Raw genomic sequence first — 16,861 nt, 5'->3', positions numbered from 1 at the left:
AGAAATGACAACTGTGACTTCTAAAGAATTTGAAGTTGGTTACGTATGTTTATCCAAGTCTCTAAGTCATCGCTATTGGATAATGCAGAAAACATTAGTTCATATTGCTCCTCCACATTAATGGCAATATGATCTAGTAACAGATTAAATTCTGTATTTAATATAGCTTGATAGAATTGATTCATCTTTTCCAATTCTGTATGCAAATACTCATCTGCTAATGGAGATATAGTATCCTTCATTGCCTCTTCCATCTTTTTCTTCTCATTTTGCTCAAAGAAAGACCGTGCATTTTTAAAGTATTTCAGGTGATTTTCTAATTGCTTCCTATCTATATCCTTAAATGCTTGCATGAATTCAGGAATAGCAGCATCCGAGACTTCAAAAACTGGAATAGATAAATCACGATTGATTTGTTGTAGTTCTTTTTCCATACTTTTCAAGCGTTCTTTTAGCATTTTGTTATAAAAGCGTTCAGCTCTTAAAGAAGTTGCTCGTAATTCTTGCAATAAATCATAACTTGTAGATCCCAATAATTCATCTAAACATTTCTTAAGTTGTTCTTTATTAGGACTTTGGAGAACTGCTGGATTAAATGCTTCTTTAAAGAAATCACTAAAACGATAAAACACTCTTTGTTTAACATAAAATAACAATTCCTTCATTTCTTGTGCTAGCCGTTCTGACACTACACTAATTTCTTGACTCTTTAACCACTTTTGAATTGTTTTTTGTGTTTCTTTTAGTGATGTAACTCGCTTTAGCTTCTCTTCTTCATTCATACTTGCGCTACTAATAAGTTGATCTAATATCGTAATAACCCGATTATACTCTGTTACCGCTGATTGAACTGCTATTTGTGTTAAATCTGCCTTTAGAAAGTGATGGAATTTCTCTTTGAATATATTGATATTTGATTCTAATTTCGTTTGTTCATTCAGGGCTAATTTACTAGAGATACCAAAAATTTTCGGATTACGCACACCATTTTCAGCTAGTTCGGACTGCACATAATCTAGTACTTCCTGTACCTCTTCCTCATCTTTGGCTAAATCAATTGCATTAACGATAAAAAACATCTTATCTAGTTCAAAAGCGTCCTTGACTCGACCTAATTGGATAATAAACTCACGATCTGCTTTTGAAAATGCATGATTATAATATGTTACAAACAGAATGGCATCGGCATTTTTTATATATTCAAAAGCTACACCAGTGTGTCTGGCATTAATGGAATCTGCACCTGGTGTATCAACTAACGTAATGCCTTGTCGAGTAATCTCACAATCAAAGAATAAGTCTATTGCTTCTACAAAACATGCCTGTACTTCATTCCCAACATATTGTTTAAATTCATCTAAACTAGTCGTTAATGTATTTCCTAGATATTGTTCAAAGGTTTCATATCCATTATAAAAAGCTTGTAAAAAGGAAAGATGAATTTTCTCTTTTCCATCTGCATCCGCTTTCGAAATCACTTGTGGAATTAGTTCATAAGCTTGCTCTAATGAATTACAAGTAACTTCGAACATTGACAATGAATGTACAATATCATCTAACATTTGCTGTTTACTTTTAAAATAGATTTTCGCTGTAGCATGCGGGTTTTCTTCCGTTACAGGACAAATTCGATTAATTGCTGCGGTTGTTGGATTCGGTGATACAGGCAGTACACCATCCCCCATCAACGCATTTGCAAATGATGATTTCCCGGCACTAAAAGCTCCAAATAAGGCTATCGTAAAAGATCGATCCTTTAAGCGAGCTATTTTTCTTTCCAATTGTTCACTACTTTTTTGTAGACCTTTTGTATTCCTTAAAATTGGAATTGCCTGCTCTATTGTTGAAAGAACGTCTTCCACTTCTGTAACTTTCATTGGAGGGGGAGTATTTACTCTTTCTTGTACCTCTGAGTATTCCTTTGTTTCCAATTTGACGTCAGTTTCTTCATACACTCGAACATTATCTTGTTCATTATCCCATTTATCTAATAAATCTCTGTAAACTTTTTCTTCCTCACCAGTAGAAATAGTTAATAATTCTACACTTTTCTCATATTCTTTCTCAATTTCTGCAATTTTTCGGTATGCATCAGCACATCTTGTAATGGGCTGTAGCTCTGTTTCTAAATCAGCAGTTTGGTGTTGAACTTTTATTTGTAATGCGTCTGTTATTTGATCAATAAAATTGTCCATTACTTTTTTGGCAATCTTTTTTAAGCGGTTACCAACTTCTTCACAATAATGAAGAATATATTCTCCTGTAACTCCTGCACCTTTATTAATGGCTTTAATAAAGAGGGTGTTATCAAATACAACTTCTAGTTTATTTGCAGAGAATTGTAATTTCTCATCAAATATTTCTAAATCTTTTAACGCTGTAGCTGCCCATTGACGTAAGTGCCAATCAATTTGACTCTCGACTTGCTTTTTAACATTTAATGCGAATGTCTCTAGTCTATTCTCTCTCTCGATATCTGTTTTCTTTTTACTAAATAATAAGCCCACTTTAAAATTCGGTTGATTAGCTTCCAGAAATTGTTCTGCTAATTCTCTAGTTTCAAATGGCATTAAATATGCATTTTTCAATAAATTATGTTGCTCGGTTATTGCTTCTTTTCTCCAATGCTCCACTTGTGCTTCCAACTTATGCTTCGTTTGAATGAGTTCTTGTTCTTTCTCTAGGATATTGGCAAAATCTAATTCGTCGTAGTTCAAAATAATCTTCTCATAAGGTTCGATCTGGTGTTGGACCTGTTCTTTTAACCACTGATTATGCTCATCCACTAGTCGATTCATTGCAATCGTAATTGTTTTATCCATCCATTCGTCCCGATGAACCATAGCATCATTCAAAATCAACTTAACTGCATTAAATTCATTTTCTACATGTGAAGATTGCTTTAATGAAGTAAAAAAAATGCCAGTTGGCTGTACATCCCAATCATCAAAAGATTTTATTACAGATTGTTTAAACTGTTTAAATGTTAATTCAGATTCATTATGTTTATCTATTTGATTAATAATTAAATAAAGATTTGTACCATATTCTAATAATTTTTTTGTATAAATGAAATTTAATTCAGACTGAACATGATTATAATCCATTACATAGAACACAATATCAGCTAGGTGTAAGGATGACTCTGTTGAAATCCGATGTGCATCATCTGTTGAGTCGACACCTGGTGTATCCATAATCGAAACCCCTTCTGGAAGTAGCGATTCCTTTCTACCGATTTCGATTTCTAGAACTTCTTCATTCTTACAATACTCTTTAACAGTTTCAAAACTATATGGTGCTTGAAATAGTACTGGTAGCTCTTGTTGATAATAAACCTTCGCATATTCCGAATCTGATTGAAAAATCTTGACAATATTTGCACTTGTAGGTATTGGACTGGAAGGTAAAACTTGCTCTCCGATTAAAGCATTAATCATTGTAGATTTTCCTGCTGAAAAATGGCCAGTAAATGCGACGATAAATTCATTTTGATGGATCTTTTTTAATAATTTTTCTACCTTTTCTACCCTTGTTGTGTCACCTTGTTGCTTGAACCGCTCCATTAAAGTTAATGTCCTTTGAAGCGGAGAGTTACTCACAGAAGATTGTAATACGGTTTCCATGTCAATAAAACTCCTCACTTGTAGTTACAACTATTTTACATGAAAATTCAATTATTTAATATAAAAAAAAGATTGGACGATAGCCGAGTATTTTCCGCTCGCCAAGTCCAATTCTATGAATAATTAGTGTGTTGTTTTAAAGCACGTTCTTCTACAGGTATTCTTATCGCTAACATTAGTTGGTTTAAGAGAAAGAATATAACAGCACATATATATGCTTGAAATAATAATGGAATTACCAGTAGTTCTAAAGTGACGATTAAATAGTTCGGATGCTTGAGCCATTTAAACGGACCATTATGAACAACTTCAATTCCAGGTAATACGATTATTTTCGTATTCCAATACTTTCCTAATACGGAGATAACCCATATGCGTACAATTTGTAGCAATAAAAAGATTGTTATGTATAGTGGCCACCATATACTTAATTCACGTTCCAATGCCACTACTTCAACTATTAATACAACAAAAAAACTAATATGCATTAGAACCATGTATTTATAATGGTTTTGTCCATACTCCAGTGCTCCTTGCTGTTTCATCCATATTTCATTTCTGCGCGCTATTATTACTTCAAAAAGTCGTTGAATGATAACAACACTAATAAATAGTGTAAAGATCATTACTCCCACCTCACAAGTAATAATTCCGAACTAAAACCTGGACCTAAGGCAGCAATGATTCCATGCTCTCCTTGCCTAATAACGTCATTCATGAAACGCTCTAATACAAATAGCACGGTTGGTGAGGACATATTTCCGTATTCTTTTAAAATATGAAGTGAATGTTCCATTATTTCATGCGGTAGGTATAGAGCTTCTTCATACGCGGTTATTACTTTTCTTCCACCTGGATGAGCAATAAAATGTGCAATATTAGCTTTTGACAAATGATTTTTATCAAGCAAATGAAGTACTTCAGGTTCTAACCAATTTCCTACGATTTCTGGAATACTTTTTGAAAAAATGACATGTAAGCCACTGTCTTTTACATCCCATCCCATCACATCTATGGAATTTTCTAATAAAGTTGATTGTGTATCAATGATGTTAGGCAATGGTCTTGAAGTAATGTCAGTATAATGGACCTCATCCCCTCCAACCAAAACAGATGCAGCACCATCAGCAAATAACGATGTACCTACAATATTTCGTTTGCTAATGTCGTCCAGCTGAAAAGTCAAACTACATAATTCGACTGCCACTACAACTACTTTCGCATGTGGAAAAGCACGGCAATATTCATATGCACGTGATAAACCTGCAGCACCGCCTGCACAACCTAAACCCCAAATTGGGATTCTTTTTGTATGACGATGAAATGGCAAGCGATTCATAATGTGAGCATCTAGACTTGGAGTGGAGATACCTGTAGTACTAATCATAAATATTGCATCAATTTCACTAAATGCAATATTTCTCTCCAAACTATTTGCATGTAGACAGTTTTGAATCGCCTGCACACTTAAATCAACTGCTGCTTCAATAAATGCATTGTTTTGTTCCGAAAATGAATGTTTCTCTTGATACCAATCAATTGTTTTTGCAAAATGTCGTTTATTAATTTCTCCATTTACAAAAACTTGAAGTAGTGATGGAAGATTTTCTACCTTACCTGTGTATAGCTGCCGAACGAATTGCATTGTTTGCTCTTGATCAATGATGTTTTCCGGTACTGTTGTACCAACAGAAATAATTCGTGGCACATTGACATCTCCTTAAGGTAGTTATAAAGAATCATGATTGTAATGCTTGTAATTGTTCAAAAAAGCCAGGATATGAAATTGTAATTGCACTCGTATTTTCAATTTCTGTTACACCTGAAGCAATACAGCTAGCCACTGCTAACATCATCCCAATTCGATGGTCACCGTGACTACTTACTCTTGCTCCATGAAGTTTAGTTGGTCCAGTAATTTTCATACCATCCTCTGTCGCTTCAATATTTGCACCCATCTTCTTAAGTTCAGCAACGACAGTATCAATTCTATTTGTTTCTTTTACTTTCAATTCAGCAGCATCTTTAATGATAGTTGTACCCTCTGCTTGTGTTGCAGCTAAAGCTAATATTGGTATCTCATCTATTAGCCTAGGGATAATATCACCACTAATTTCGACTGCTTGTAAATTTGATGTTTCTACAGCTATATCAGCATAAGGTTCACTAGCTTCATGATTGGCATTTTCGATTGTAATGTTGGCATCCATTTTTTCTAGTATATCCAAAATTCCAGTTCTAGTAGGATTAATCCCAACATTTTTTATCTTAATGCTACTGTTATTTACAATTGCACCCGCCACTAGGAAAAATGCTGCAGAAGAAATGTCTCCAGGGACATCAATTGCTGTTGCCTGTAATTTCTGTCCACCTTCAATCGACTTTGTTAAACCATCCACTTTTACATTACAACCGAATGCTTGAAGCATTCGCTCTGTATGATCCCTTGAATCTTCTGGTTCCGTTACGGATGTTATACCACTAGCATTTAATCCAGCTAGTAAAATGGCAGATTTAACTTGTGCACTAGCGACAGGAGATTGATAATTAATCCCTCTTAAGTTACCACCACGGATTGATATCGGTGTAAACTTACCATCTTCACGCCCATCTATTTTTGCCCCCATTTCTTTTAATGGAAGCGTCACTCTTCCCATCGGACGCTTTGCAATAGATTCATCACCGATTACAGTTGTATGAAAAGGAAGATTTGCTAAAATTCCGAGTAATAGTCTGATAGTTGTTCCGGAGTTTCCAACATTCAGCACTTCAGTTGGTTCTTTTAAGCCCTCTAACCCTTTACCATAAATTTCAACATATTCTCCGTCTCTCTTAATTTCCACTCCTAGCTTTTGAAAACATTCGATCGTACTTAAACAATCATCACCTGTTAAAAGACCAGTAACTGTCGTCTTTCCATGAGCAAGCGCTCCAAACATAACGGAGCGGTGAGAGATGGACTTATCACCAGGCACTTTCATCGTTCCATTCAGCTGAACCGGTTTTGTCGCTTCGATCGTCTTATCCAATCATGAACACTCCTTTACATACTGATATATGTTTCATATCCTTTATTTTCTAGACTAACTTTCGCTCTATTTAAATCTTGTTCTGTTTGGAAACTAAGTCTAAGAACTCCGTAAACATCTTCGCGCGCTTCAATAATTCTAATGTTTGTAATACTTATATGTTCTTTTGCTAACAAAGTAGTAATATCGGAAATAACACCCGGCGTATCCTCTACATCGACAAATAGATCATAGAAGGAGGTGATTGCACCTTTTGCACGGACTGGTAACGAATCTCGATATTTTTTGGCACCATGGAAATAGTCAAATATTAATTCACTATCTCCCTCCATTAACAAATTCCGAACATCCTGCATTTCAGCCATCCACTCATCTAACAAGGTTAATAGTTTTGGTTGATTATGACGTACTATATCTCTCCACATTTCTGGACTACTGGAGGCAATTCTCGTAATATCTCGAAATCCACCTGCTGCTAGAAAATTCACATGATCATTGCTTGCAGCATGTTGTTGAACATGTCTAACTAGACTAGCAGCAATAATATGTGGGAAATGACTTACAACTCCAGTAACTAAGTCATGTTCATCCGGATCCATAATAATAAAATTCGCATTTGTACCTATTAACCAACTCTTTAATTTATTTATCTTTGTCTGTGGTGTTGTGGAGGATGGTGTAATAATATAATAAGCATTTTCAAATAGATGAGCCCTTGCGCTCCCTGGCCCTACTTTATGGGACCCTGCCATTGGATGTCCTCCAATAAACGTTACATTACCTGTAAAATACTGTTCCGCCTTCTCCATCATTTTACTTTTTGTGCTACAAACATCTGTAATAATGACATCTTCCTTTAATGGTAATGTAGAAAGGACTTCTAAACATTGTTCCGCTTTTTCTACTGGGCAAGCTAAAATAATTAAGTCTGCTAGGGAAGCTTCCTCTTGAAAGTTCCCCGTACAAACATCGATAATATTTAATTTTTGCGCAAGCATACAATTATCATGATTCACATCAAAACCAATAATAGTAGCTTCTTTATGTTCCTTTTTAATGGCGAGGGCGACAGAGCCACCAATTAACCCTACGCCAATTAATAATACACGTCCCTTTTCACTCAACTATCTCACGCCTATTCTGTCTAAAGTTTTACTGGGGACAATTCTTTTAATAATCTCATTAATTCGTCATTATCCTCTTCTTTTCCAATAGTAATTCTAATTCCATTCGGAAATGCTCTTACAATCCATCCTTTTTCAATTAAATATTGGAATACATCTTGACTAGACATACCTGGAATCTTTATAAAGATGAAATTCCCTTCTGATGGATAGTAGAAAATTTGTTGCTTTTCAAAAAAATCATAGTATCTATCACGTTCATGTGTATTTAAAATTACTGATTCCTCCACAAACTGTAGGTCATTCAATGCTGCAATCGCTGCTGTTTGTGCAAGAGCTGAAGTATTAAATGGTAATCTTGAAATGTCAAGCTGTTGTATTAAAGATGGTGCACCGATACCATAACCGATTCGAAAAGCGGCAAGCCCAAATGCTTTTGAAAAGGTCCGTAATACAAATAAATTTTCATAATCATCCAATATTTGAAGTGTTTGTGGATAATCTTGGGCGGTAGCATACTCATAGTAAGCTTCATCTACAACAACTAATACATGTTTTGGTACTTTTTGTAAGAAACTTTCTAATTCTTCCTTATTTACATAAGTACCTGTAGGATTGTTTGGATTACAAATCCAGACTATCTTAGTTGCTTCATCTATTTGATTCGCCATTTCATCTAAATCGTGAACCCCATCTTTTAAAGGGACTTCACGAATCTCCGCATTCTCAATAACTGCATGGTGTTTATATTGAGAGAATGTTTCAGCTGCCATCACAGTATTTGTTTCTTCAGATAGTAGTGCTCTACTAAGAATTTGAATCATCTCATCTAATCCGCTGGAGAATAATAATTGCTCTTCTTTCACATGTAAGTAATTAGCCACTTGTTCTCTCAGTTCCATAGCAGCACCATCAGGATAAACAGCAAAGCTCGGAATCTTAGTAGAAATTGCTTCAACGATTGTTGGTGAACAGCCATGCGGGTTCTCATTTGAAGCAAGTTTTACAATTTTATCTAAGTTATATTCCCGTTTTACTTCATCTGTTGACTTTCCTGGTGTATAAGCTTTTAATGTAAGGATTTGTTTTTTTACATCCATGACTACCCCACCCTTTTCTATTTAACATTTATATTGTTGTCAACCACTTCAAGAGTTTCATTCTTTCCGCATTCAACAATCACTTTGTTTTAATTACTTTTATATTATTAGAAGTCTTTAGCGTATTCGTTATGCCTTTGAATATTTTCTTTAATTGCATCCATGCGATCATGACCAAATTGTTCTAAGATTGCTTGTGCTAATTCCCAAGCGACTACTGCTTCTGCTACTACACTTGCTGCAGGCACTGCACAACTATCTGATCTTTCAATACTTGCTTTGAACGGCTCTTTTGTATCTATATCTACAGATTCTAATGGTTTATACAATGTTGGGATTGGTTTCATAACACCTCTTACTACTATTGGCATTCCTGTAGTCATGCCGCCTTCAAAACCACCTGCATTATTTGTTCTTCTTGTATAACCATTTACTTCATCCCATTGAATTTCATCATGAACTTGGCTACCAGGTAAATGTGCTGATTCAAAACCGATACCGATTTCTACTCCTTTAAAAGCATTGATACTCATAATAGCAGCACCTAGTTTAGCCTCCAGCTTTCTATCGTATTGAACATAGCTACCAACACCTATTGGCATCCCTTCTACGATTACTTCCACAATGCCTCCAATTGAATCCCCTGCTTTTTTTGCGTCATCTATTGCTTGCATCATTTTTTCCGCTGCTTCCGGATCTAAGCAACGAACAGGTGATTCTTCTGTTACTTTTTGAAGCTCATCCATCGTGTTATATTGAGTTTTTTGTGCTTTAACTCCACCAATCTCCAGTACATGGCCACCAACTTTAATTCCTAATTCAGCAAGAATGGTTTTAGCTACTGCTCCAGCTGCAACTCGAACAGTTGTTTCACGTGCAGAAGATCTTTCTAATACATTACGCATATCGCGATGACCATATTTAATTGCACCATTCAAGTCAGCATGACCAGGACGTGGTCTCGTAATTTTTCTTTTCACATCTTCTTGTTCTTCGGGGCTAATTGGATCTGCCCCCATAATTTTTCTCCAATGCTTAAAGTCATTGTTCTCAACGACAAGCGCAATTGGTGCTCCTAATGTAACACCATGACGAACTCCACTAGTAATAAGAACTTGGTCTTTTTCGATTTGCATTCTACGACCACGACCGTACCCTTTTTGTCTTCTTGCTAATTCGTAATTTATTTGCTCAGCTGTTAATTCTAATCCTGCTGGAACCCCTTCTAAAATTGTTGTTAGTTGTGGGCCATGTGATTCCCCTGCTGTTAAATATCTCATTTCTCATTCCTCCAGTTATTTGTTTAATGTAAAATACAAAAATCGCCCCTGCAAATTGCAGGGACGATTAAATATCGCGGTACCACCCTCATTGTGAAATAAACATCTCACCACTTAACAAGTTAACGGCTTTTACCGACTTTTTCTACTGATCTAATATTGCAATGTTCGAAAAAGCAGCTCAAGGAAGTAATTCGCAATCAATACTGTGCTGATTCTCACCAACCATCAGCTCTCTGATACTACATGTTAAAGAATGCTACTATGTCCTGTCTTCGCTTTTTTAATTATTATTTAAATTTAATTTTTAGCACATGAACGAGATATTGTAAAGTAATATTTCATTATTTAAAAAACTTTTTCATATGTTCATCTGTTTTTCACACACTTTACACTCAATAATTACATACTATTAAGAAATTTTGTGATATAATAATGGACATAAATCGAAAAAGAAATAAAAGTCCAATAATTTATTTTTTTGTGTTGACATTTATTCCGTTTAGGTCTAATGTATTGAGCTATCAACATAATAAATTCGTACACGCTTTACAGCGTTGAAGCGATGAAGAATTATAGATGTAATAAGGAGGGCATATTCGTGTCAGAACTAGAAATGTTACGTTCAAAAATTGAAAAAACAACTTTAGAAATCTTAGAATTACTTAATGAACGTGGAGAAATTGCACAAGAAATTGGTAAGCAAAAAGAAATGCAAGGTGTAAAACGGTTTGATCCAGTACAAGAAAGAAAATTACTTGATCTAATTGCTGCTAATAACAAAGGCCCATTTGAAACATCTACTGTACAGCATATTTTCAAACAAATCTTCAAAGCAAGCTTAGAATTACAAGAAGATGATAATCGCAAGGCATTACTTGTCTCCAGAAAGAAAAAGCCAGAAAATACTGTTGTATCCGTTTTGGGACAAAACTTTGGGGATGGTTCTCAACACTTTATTATGGGACCATGTGCAGTTGAAAGCTATGATCAAGTAAAAACTGTGGCACAAGCTATGAAGAAACAAGGCTTAACATTAATGCGTGGTGGAGCATACAAACCAAGAAGTTCACCATATGACTTCCAAGGTCTCGGCTTAGAAGGATTGAAGATTCTTAAACAAGTCGGAAAAGAAGAAGGCATGGCAATTATTAGTGAAATTCTAAATCCAAATGATGTGGAAACAGCACTAGACTATGTTGACGTGATTCAAATTGGAGCACGTAACATGCAAAACTTTGAACTGCTTAAAGAAGCAGGTAAAGTTAATAAACCAATTCTACTTAAGCGTGGCCTTTCTGCTACAATAGAAGAATTTATGTATGCAGCAGAATATATTGCTTCTCAAGGAAATAACCAAATTATTCTTTGTGAACGTGGAATTAGAACATATGAGAAAGCTACAAGAAATACATTAGATATTTCTGCAGTACCTATTTTGAAAAAAGAAACGCATTTACCAGTTGTTGTTGACGTAACACACTCTACTGGTCGTAAGGATTTACTTCTTCCGTGTGCAAAAGCTGCATTAGCAATTGGCGCAGATGCTATTATGGCGGAAGTACACCCTGATCCAGCAGTAGCATTGTCTGACTCTGCACAGCAAATGGATATTAATGAGTTTAATGAATTCATGGCAGAAGCAAAAGCTTTCGCTAACGTTGTCCAAAGTGCTACAGTAAACAACTAATATAATAGTATAAAAAGCCAAACATGCTTTGAGGCAAGTTTGGCTTTTTATTATGAATATTTTTTCAAAGGCTCTGTTAAAGTTCATTGTTGTTAACAACTTAGTTGATTGTAGCGGATGTACACGAGACTCCTGCGGGAACAGCACGAGCCGAAGATCCACTTGGCAAAGCGGTTTTCTTTGCCAAGTTAGCTGAGGCCGTGCCCCCGGAAAGCGAGTGTACAGGAGCGAAAATCAACAACAGAGTTTAACAGAGCTTTTTCAAAAAGTATAAATTTTGTTTATTCAACTTGTAAAACACACAAGTTACAAATTATATACTTTTGAGAACTTCTCTGTTAAATAGTTCCCTAAATATTTTGCATTTAACCCTTCTCCTGTTGCACTTTCTAATATTTCCAATGGTTTTTTCGTTTTACCATATTGATGGACATGAGTAGTTAACCACTCTTTAATAGGTAATAATTCTCCGTTCCTTAGTAACTCCTCATAATTTGGCAAATCTTTTAACATCGCATTTTTTAATTGTGCTGCATACATATAACCTAGAGCATAGGATGGGAAATAACCGAAACTACCACCTGCCCAATGAACATCCTGTAACACACCTTCCCCATCATTCTCTGGGCGTATTCCTAAATATTCTTCATATTTACGATTCCAAACTTCAGGTAACTCACTTACTTCTACTTCGTCATTAAATAGTGCTTTTTCAATCTCATAACGAATAATAATATGAAGTGCATATGTTAGATCATCCGCTTCAATTCTTATTAAAGAAGGCTTCGCTTCGTTTATGGAACGATAAAAATCTTCCAAAGAAACATGATCAAACTGACCACTTGCATATTTTTTTAATACATCATAATTTTTCTCCCAAAATGCTAGATCACGGGCTAGAATATTTTCATAAAATAGTGACTGTGATTCATGAATCCCCATCGATGTGCCTGTACACAGTGGTGTTCCTACTAAATCCTTAGAAATATTTTGTTCATATAAAGCATGTCCACCTTCATGTATAGTACCAAACACACTAGTTCTCCAATCATTCTCATCATATCTTGTTGTAATTCTTACATCTCCTGGATTAATACCAATTGCAAATGGGTGTACGGTTGTATCTAATCTACCAGAATTAAAATCATATCCCATTTGTTTTAAGATTTCATGACTAAATGCTTTCTGCTGTTCAACAGGAAATGGTTGGAATAGGAAATCTGTTTGAGGTTGTTCTGCTTCAGATATCTTTTTCACGAGTGGTACTATTACATCTTTCAATTCACCAAATACTTTGTCAATTATATCAACTGTCACACCAGGTTCATACATGTCTAGTAATGTATTATATTTATTTTCTTTATAACCCCAATAGCTGATAAACTTTTTGTTAAAAGCAACTAGTTTTTCTAAATATGGTTGGAACATATTAAAGTCTGCTTTTGCTCGAGCTTCTTCCCACACGCTTTCAGCATTAGCTTGTAAAATAACATATTCTTCATATTCTTTTGCTGGTATTTTCTTATTTTTCTCATAGTTCTTTTTACATTCTTCTAGCGAAAGTTTAGCAACTTCCGATAGTTCTTCTGTTCGTTCTGATAGTTCATTAATAAATTTAGCCATTTCTTCAGATGTTGACATTTGAAATGCTTCTGATGATAGAACACCAATGACTTTAGATCGTTGTTCTACACCATTTTTCGGTGCACCAGTACGCAAATCCCAATATATAAGAGCAAGTGCTTCTTCATATGCCTGCATCTTCTTTATGTAATCTAAAAATTCCTTTTCGAGAACATTAACTTCTTTGGACATTATATAATCTCCCCTTGTAATAATTATTGTTGCCATTATAGTATATCGGTTTTTATCAAAAAAAGGTAAATATAAAAACGCAAGTGTACAAAATATACACTTGCGTCTTAGGAATAAGGGTTATTTCCATTGTGTGTTAACTGATAATTTAGTGCTTTACTAAGACTCAACTCTGCATCTTTTAATTGATCTAGTGCTGATTGAGATGATGTCTGATCTGATTGTAACAATTCATAAGTAGAATGTATTGCTTTAGAAATTATATTAAATTCTTGTATACTCCTAGGCATCGTTTCTCCTCACCTCCACAAAATATACATATAGTATATTCACAAAGGGAGAACTTTATTCCTTTATTATTGTCTAGGAGGTCTAGGTCCCCAATATTGATAAAAGTCAGTTCTTATAAATCCATTAAACAATTTCCGTTTTTTTGTTGCATCTTTCCCAAAGAGCTTTTCAAAATCTGGATGTGATGTAAGGATATAAAGTGACCATGTATCCAATTGTTGGAATACTTTTCCGATATCAACATACAATTGTTCTACTTGTTTTTTTTCACCAATACGTTCACCATATGGGGGATTCCCGATAATGGCACCATATTCATGTCTTGATGTTAAGTCTTTTGCTTGCATTTGTTTAAAAGAAATCATATCACCAAAACCTGCTTCAATGGCATTATTTTTTGCAATATCAACCATCCTATGATCTATGTCAGTACCGATAATTTCAAGTTCTTGATCATAGTTTGCCACGTCTTCCGCTTCCTCACGAACCTTTTCCCAAATCTTTGAATTAATTAATGGCCATGATTCGCTTATAAATTCACGATTAAAACCTGGTGCAATATTCTGGCCGATAAGTCCCGCTTCGATTGGTATTGTTCCAGATCCACAGAATGGATCATGAAGTAATGTCGATGGTTGCCAATTAGCAAGTTTTACGAGTGCAGCTGCCAATGTTTCTTTAATCGGCGCTTCCCCTTGTCCTACTCTATAGCCACGTCGATGTAAACCTGCACCACTAGTATCAATTGTTAAAGTTGCTTTATCTTTTAGTAGAGATACCTCTATCTTAAATAATGCACCTGTTTCTTCCAACCATGATGATTTTTTATACACTCGTTTCATTCTTTCCACTATCGCTTTTTTTACAATAGCTTGGCAATCAGAAACACTGAATAAGGTTGATTTTACGGATTTTCCTTGCACAGGAAAATTAGCGTCCTCTGGCAAATAATCTTCCCACGGCAACGCTTTTGTTTGCTCAAATAATTCATCAAATGTTGTAGCACGAAATTCACCAACAATAATCTTCACACGATCTGCTGTACGTAACCACATATTAGATCGTGCAATCGCGAGTTCATCCCCATCGAACAATACTTTCCCATTTTCTACTTTACATGAATAGCCTAAATCTTTTACCTCTGAAGCTGCAATTGCTTCAATTCCCATTGCCGTCGTAGCCATTAATTTATAGTTTCCCATAGTCTTTCACCCTACGTTTCATAAAAATTATGTAAAAAGACTGTACCTTGCAAATACAATTGACTCGATAGAATCAACTATATTATAGGAACAGTCTCTGTTAGTTTTCATATTGGAACCTATCATAACATTCATGTAAGCCATGTTCTGTACCTTTGTACTACAAGCGGTCATAGGCGGACCTCGTACTCCGGCGGTAACCATCTGTCTGCAAGTATAAAACTTGCCTTTTCCCTTGTTCATTTCCTCAGGAAAAGTGCCCCTACCAAAATTTGAGTTTCTCGCTCGTGGGGTTTACCTCGTTCCACCTCTGTTGTTTCCAACAAAGCTTCGTCACTGTGGCACTTTAAAGGTAGTTGCACCATATCTTTTAAAAGACTTAGGTACTTTCCCTGCCGTCAATCCAGTTAAACCGGATTGCCCTGGCTTATTGTTTCGCCAGGCACGATCACTACGTGCATCTCAGCTCCGTGCGAGCATGGACTTTCCTCTACCGCAATGAATGCGGCAGCGATTACCCGAATGTTATGTGTCTTAGCGACTTCTAATATTATCTCTTTTTCGTATTGAATGCAAGTGTAATTTATGGAAGTACTATTTATTGTTCATCTAATTTTGCACCGAAAACATGCTTTTCTAAATTAGATAGACGCTTTAATATATCAAAGTTAGTTGTTCCAGCTGGTTGAATAGATTGCTTACGACTTTGTTCTTCTAACTGTTTTTTAAGTCGTATATTCTCTTGCTGTAGCTCATCTACTATTTCATGCATACTTTCATAATCTTTAATAATAACATCTAAAAATTTATCAACTTGCTCTTGTTTATAACCACGAAATCCAGTTTTAAATTCTTGTTCTAGAATTTCTTTTGAAGTTAATTTAAGTTTATCTAACATCCGAGACACCACCTTAATCATTCACAATTCCATAACTATATTCTTTCAAAACAAACCGATTTTGTCAATTTATTGATTATGTAAAAAGGAGCATGTATATATTAAAAAACATTTACAAAAAATAGATTTACAGCCGACAAATGTATACATGACAATAGTTTTAATCAACAAAAACGGGAATGAAATATATCATCCCCGTTACTTTTCTTTATTAAAATGGGAAATTAGGCCTTGGACCAAATCCTGGGCCTGGCATTCCTGGACCCTGCATTCCTGGGCCGAATCCTGGGCCTCCCATTCCTGGACCTGGCATTCCTGGGCCGAATCCTGGGCCTCCCATTCCTGGTCCTGGCATTCCTGGACCAAATCCTGGGCCTGGCATCATTCCTGGACCGAATCCTGGGCCTGGGCCTGGCATTACTACATTTTGATTTGTTACCTCAGTTACATTTGATTCTGTATGTGGGAAATAGTGTTGATGCACGATATTTTGATGGTGAACATTTGTTGTGTGTGATGGATGAATTTCTGGTTGAATAATATTTGATTGAGTATGTTTTACACAACATTTTGTCGGATGAACTACAGCTGGTAGCACCTGAGTTCCACAATTTTTCACCGGACCTCCACAATGTCTTTTATTCATGGCATTAACTCCTTTCTCATCAGTAATAAGTTTACACTTACAGCCTATGTAGAAATAGAGGTACATGTACTAATCCAAACACCTATATTTCCAATAAGGGGCTAATAACCATGTTGATTTCCCATCATGAAAACATCACATCTTCAATATTCCGACAGCA

Annotated in this window: 13 protein-coding genes, 1 other RNA gene and 1 other annotated feature; of the genes, 1 reads left to right on the top strand and 13 read right to left on the bottom strand. The window is 35.5% G+C overall.

Features of this window, described 5'->3' with window-relative positions; translation table 11 throughout:
- Positions 1–20: 20 nt before the first annotated feature.
- From ACFPM4_RS01055 to aroC, 7 genes are all read right to left on the bottom strand, one after another.
- A complete protein-coding gene (locus ACFPM4_RS01055; RefSeq protein WP_382346664.1) occupies positions 21–3,626 on the bottom strand; it encodes a dynamin family protein in 3,606 nt (1,201 codons plus the stop codon).
- 113 nt (positions 3,627–3,739) lie between these two features.
- A complete protein-coding gene (locus tag ACFPM4_RS01050; protein WP_144919854.1) occupies positions 3,740–4,252 on the bottom strand; it encodes an isoprenylcysteine carboxyl methyltransferase family protein in 513 nt (170 codons plus the stop codon).
- Positions 4,252–5,334 (bottom strand): type III polyketide synthase, encoded by a 1,083-nt coding sequence (locus tag ACFPM4_RS01045; RefSeq protein WP_382346660.1) that lies wholly within the window; start codon positions 5,332–5,334, stop codon positions 4,252–4,254. Before ACFPM4_RS01045 ends, ACFPM4_RS01050 begins: the two co-directional genes overlap by 1 nt.
- A gap of 31 nt (positions 5,335–5,365) precedes the next feature.
- Complete coding sequence (gene aroA / locus ACFPM4_RS01040) at positions 5,366–6,655, bottom strand: 3-phosphoshikimate 1-carboxyvinyltransferase (protein ID WP_465262174.1); 1,290 nt, start codon at positions 6,653–6,655, stop codon at positions 5,366–5,368.
- A 14-nt stretch (positions 6,656–6,669) separates the two neighbouring features.
- Positions 6,670–7,779, bottom strand: coding sequence for a prephenate dehydrogenase (locus tag ACFPM4_RS01035; RefSeq protein ID WP_144919850.1), 1,110 nt, complete (start codon positions 7,777–7,779; stop codon positions 6,670–6,672).
- 20 nt (positions 7,780–7,799) lie between these two features.
- On the bottom strand, positions 7,800–8,879 hold the full coding sequence (gene hisC / locus ACFPM4_RS01030; protein WP_144919848.1) for a histidinol-phosphate transaminase: 1,080 nt from the start codon (positions 8,877–8,879) through the stop codon (positions 7,800–7,802).
- A 107-nt stretch (positions 8,880–8,986) separates the two neighbouring features.
- Positions 8,987–10,159 carry a chorismate synthase gene (aroC, locus tag ACFPM4_RS01025; protein WP_144919846.1) on the bottom strand — a complete coding sequence of 391 codons (1,173 nt, stop codon included), beginning with the start codon at positions 10,157–10,159 and terminating at the stop codon, positions 8,987–8,989.
- Positions 10,160–10,215: 56 nt separating this feature from the next.
- Positions 10,216–10,444 (bottom strand) — a binding site (T-box leader).
- Between the two features lie 331 nt (positions 10,445–10,775).
- Here aroC and ACFPM4_RS01020 point away from each other — a divergent pair.
- Complete coding sequence (locus tag ACFPM4_RS01020) at positions 10,776–11,849, top strand: bifunctional 3-deoxy-7-phosphoheptulonate synthase/chorismate mutase (protein ID WP_382348116.1); 1,074 nt, start codon at positions 10,776–10,778, stop codon at positions 11,847–11,849.
- Between the two features lie 306 nt (positions 11,850–12,155).
- Here ACFPM4_RS01020 and ACFPM4_RS01015 read toward each other — a convergent pair whose 3' ends face one another.
- The 6 genes from ACFPM4_RS01015 to ACFPM4_RS00990 form a co-directional block, all read right to left on the bottom strand.
- Complete coding sequence (locus ACFPM4_RS01015; RefSeq protein ID WP_382346655.1) at positions 12,156–13,664, bottom strand: carboxypeptidase M32; 1,509 nt, start codon at positions 13,662–13,664, stop codon at positions 12,156–12,158.
- Positions 13,665–13,771: 107 nt separating this feature from the next.
- On the bottom strand, positions 13,772–13,954 hold the full coding sequence (locus ACFPM4_RS01010) for a hypothetical protein (RefSeq protein WP_144919842.1): 183 nt from the start codon (positions 13,952–13,954) through the stop codon (positions 13,772–13,774).
- Between the two features lie 66 nt (positions 13,955–14,020).
- Complete coding sequence (locus ACFPM4_RS01005; RefSeq protein ID WP_144919840.1) at positions 14,021–15,157, bottom strand: THUMP domain-containing class I SAM-dependent RNA methyltransferase; 1,137 nt, start codon at positions 15,155–15,157, stop codon at positions 14,021–14,023.
- A gap of 131 nt (positions 15,158–15,288) precedes the next feature.
- Positions 15,289–15,683: RNase P RNA component class B (gene rnpB, locus ACFPM4_RS01000), an RNA gene on the bottom strand.
- A 72-nt stretch (positions 15,684–15,755) separates the two neighbouring features.
- A complete protein-coding gene (gene gpsB / locus ACFPM4_RS00995; protein WP_144919838.1) occupies positions 15,756–16,055 on the bottom strand; it encodes a cell division regulator GpsB in 300 nt (99 codons plus the stop codon).
- Positions 16,056–16,266: 211 nt separating this feature from the next.
- A complete protein-coding gene (locus tag ACFPM4_RS00990; RefSeq protein ID WP_382346650.1) occupies positions 16,267–16,701 on the bottom strand; it encodes a CotD family spore coat protein in 435 nt (144 codons plus the stop codon).
- Positions 16,702–16,861 lie beyond the last annotated feature (160 nt).

The sequence above is a fragment of the Lederbergia graminis genome, assembly GCF_042655485.1.
In the GTDB taxonomy this organism is placed as follows: domain Bacteria; phylum Bacillota; class Bacilli; order Bacillales; family Bacillaceae_C; genus Lederbergia; species Lederbergia graminis.
This window is presented reverse-complemented; position numbering and strand designations above follow the sequence as displayed.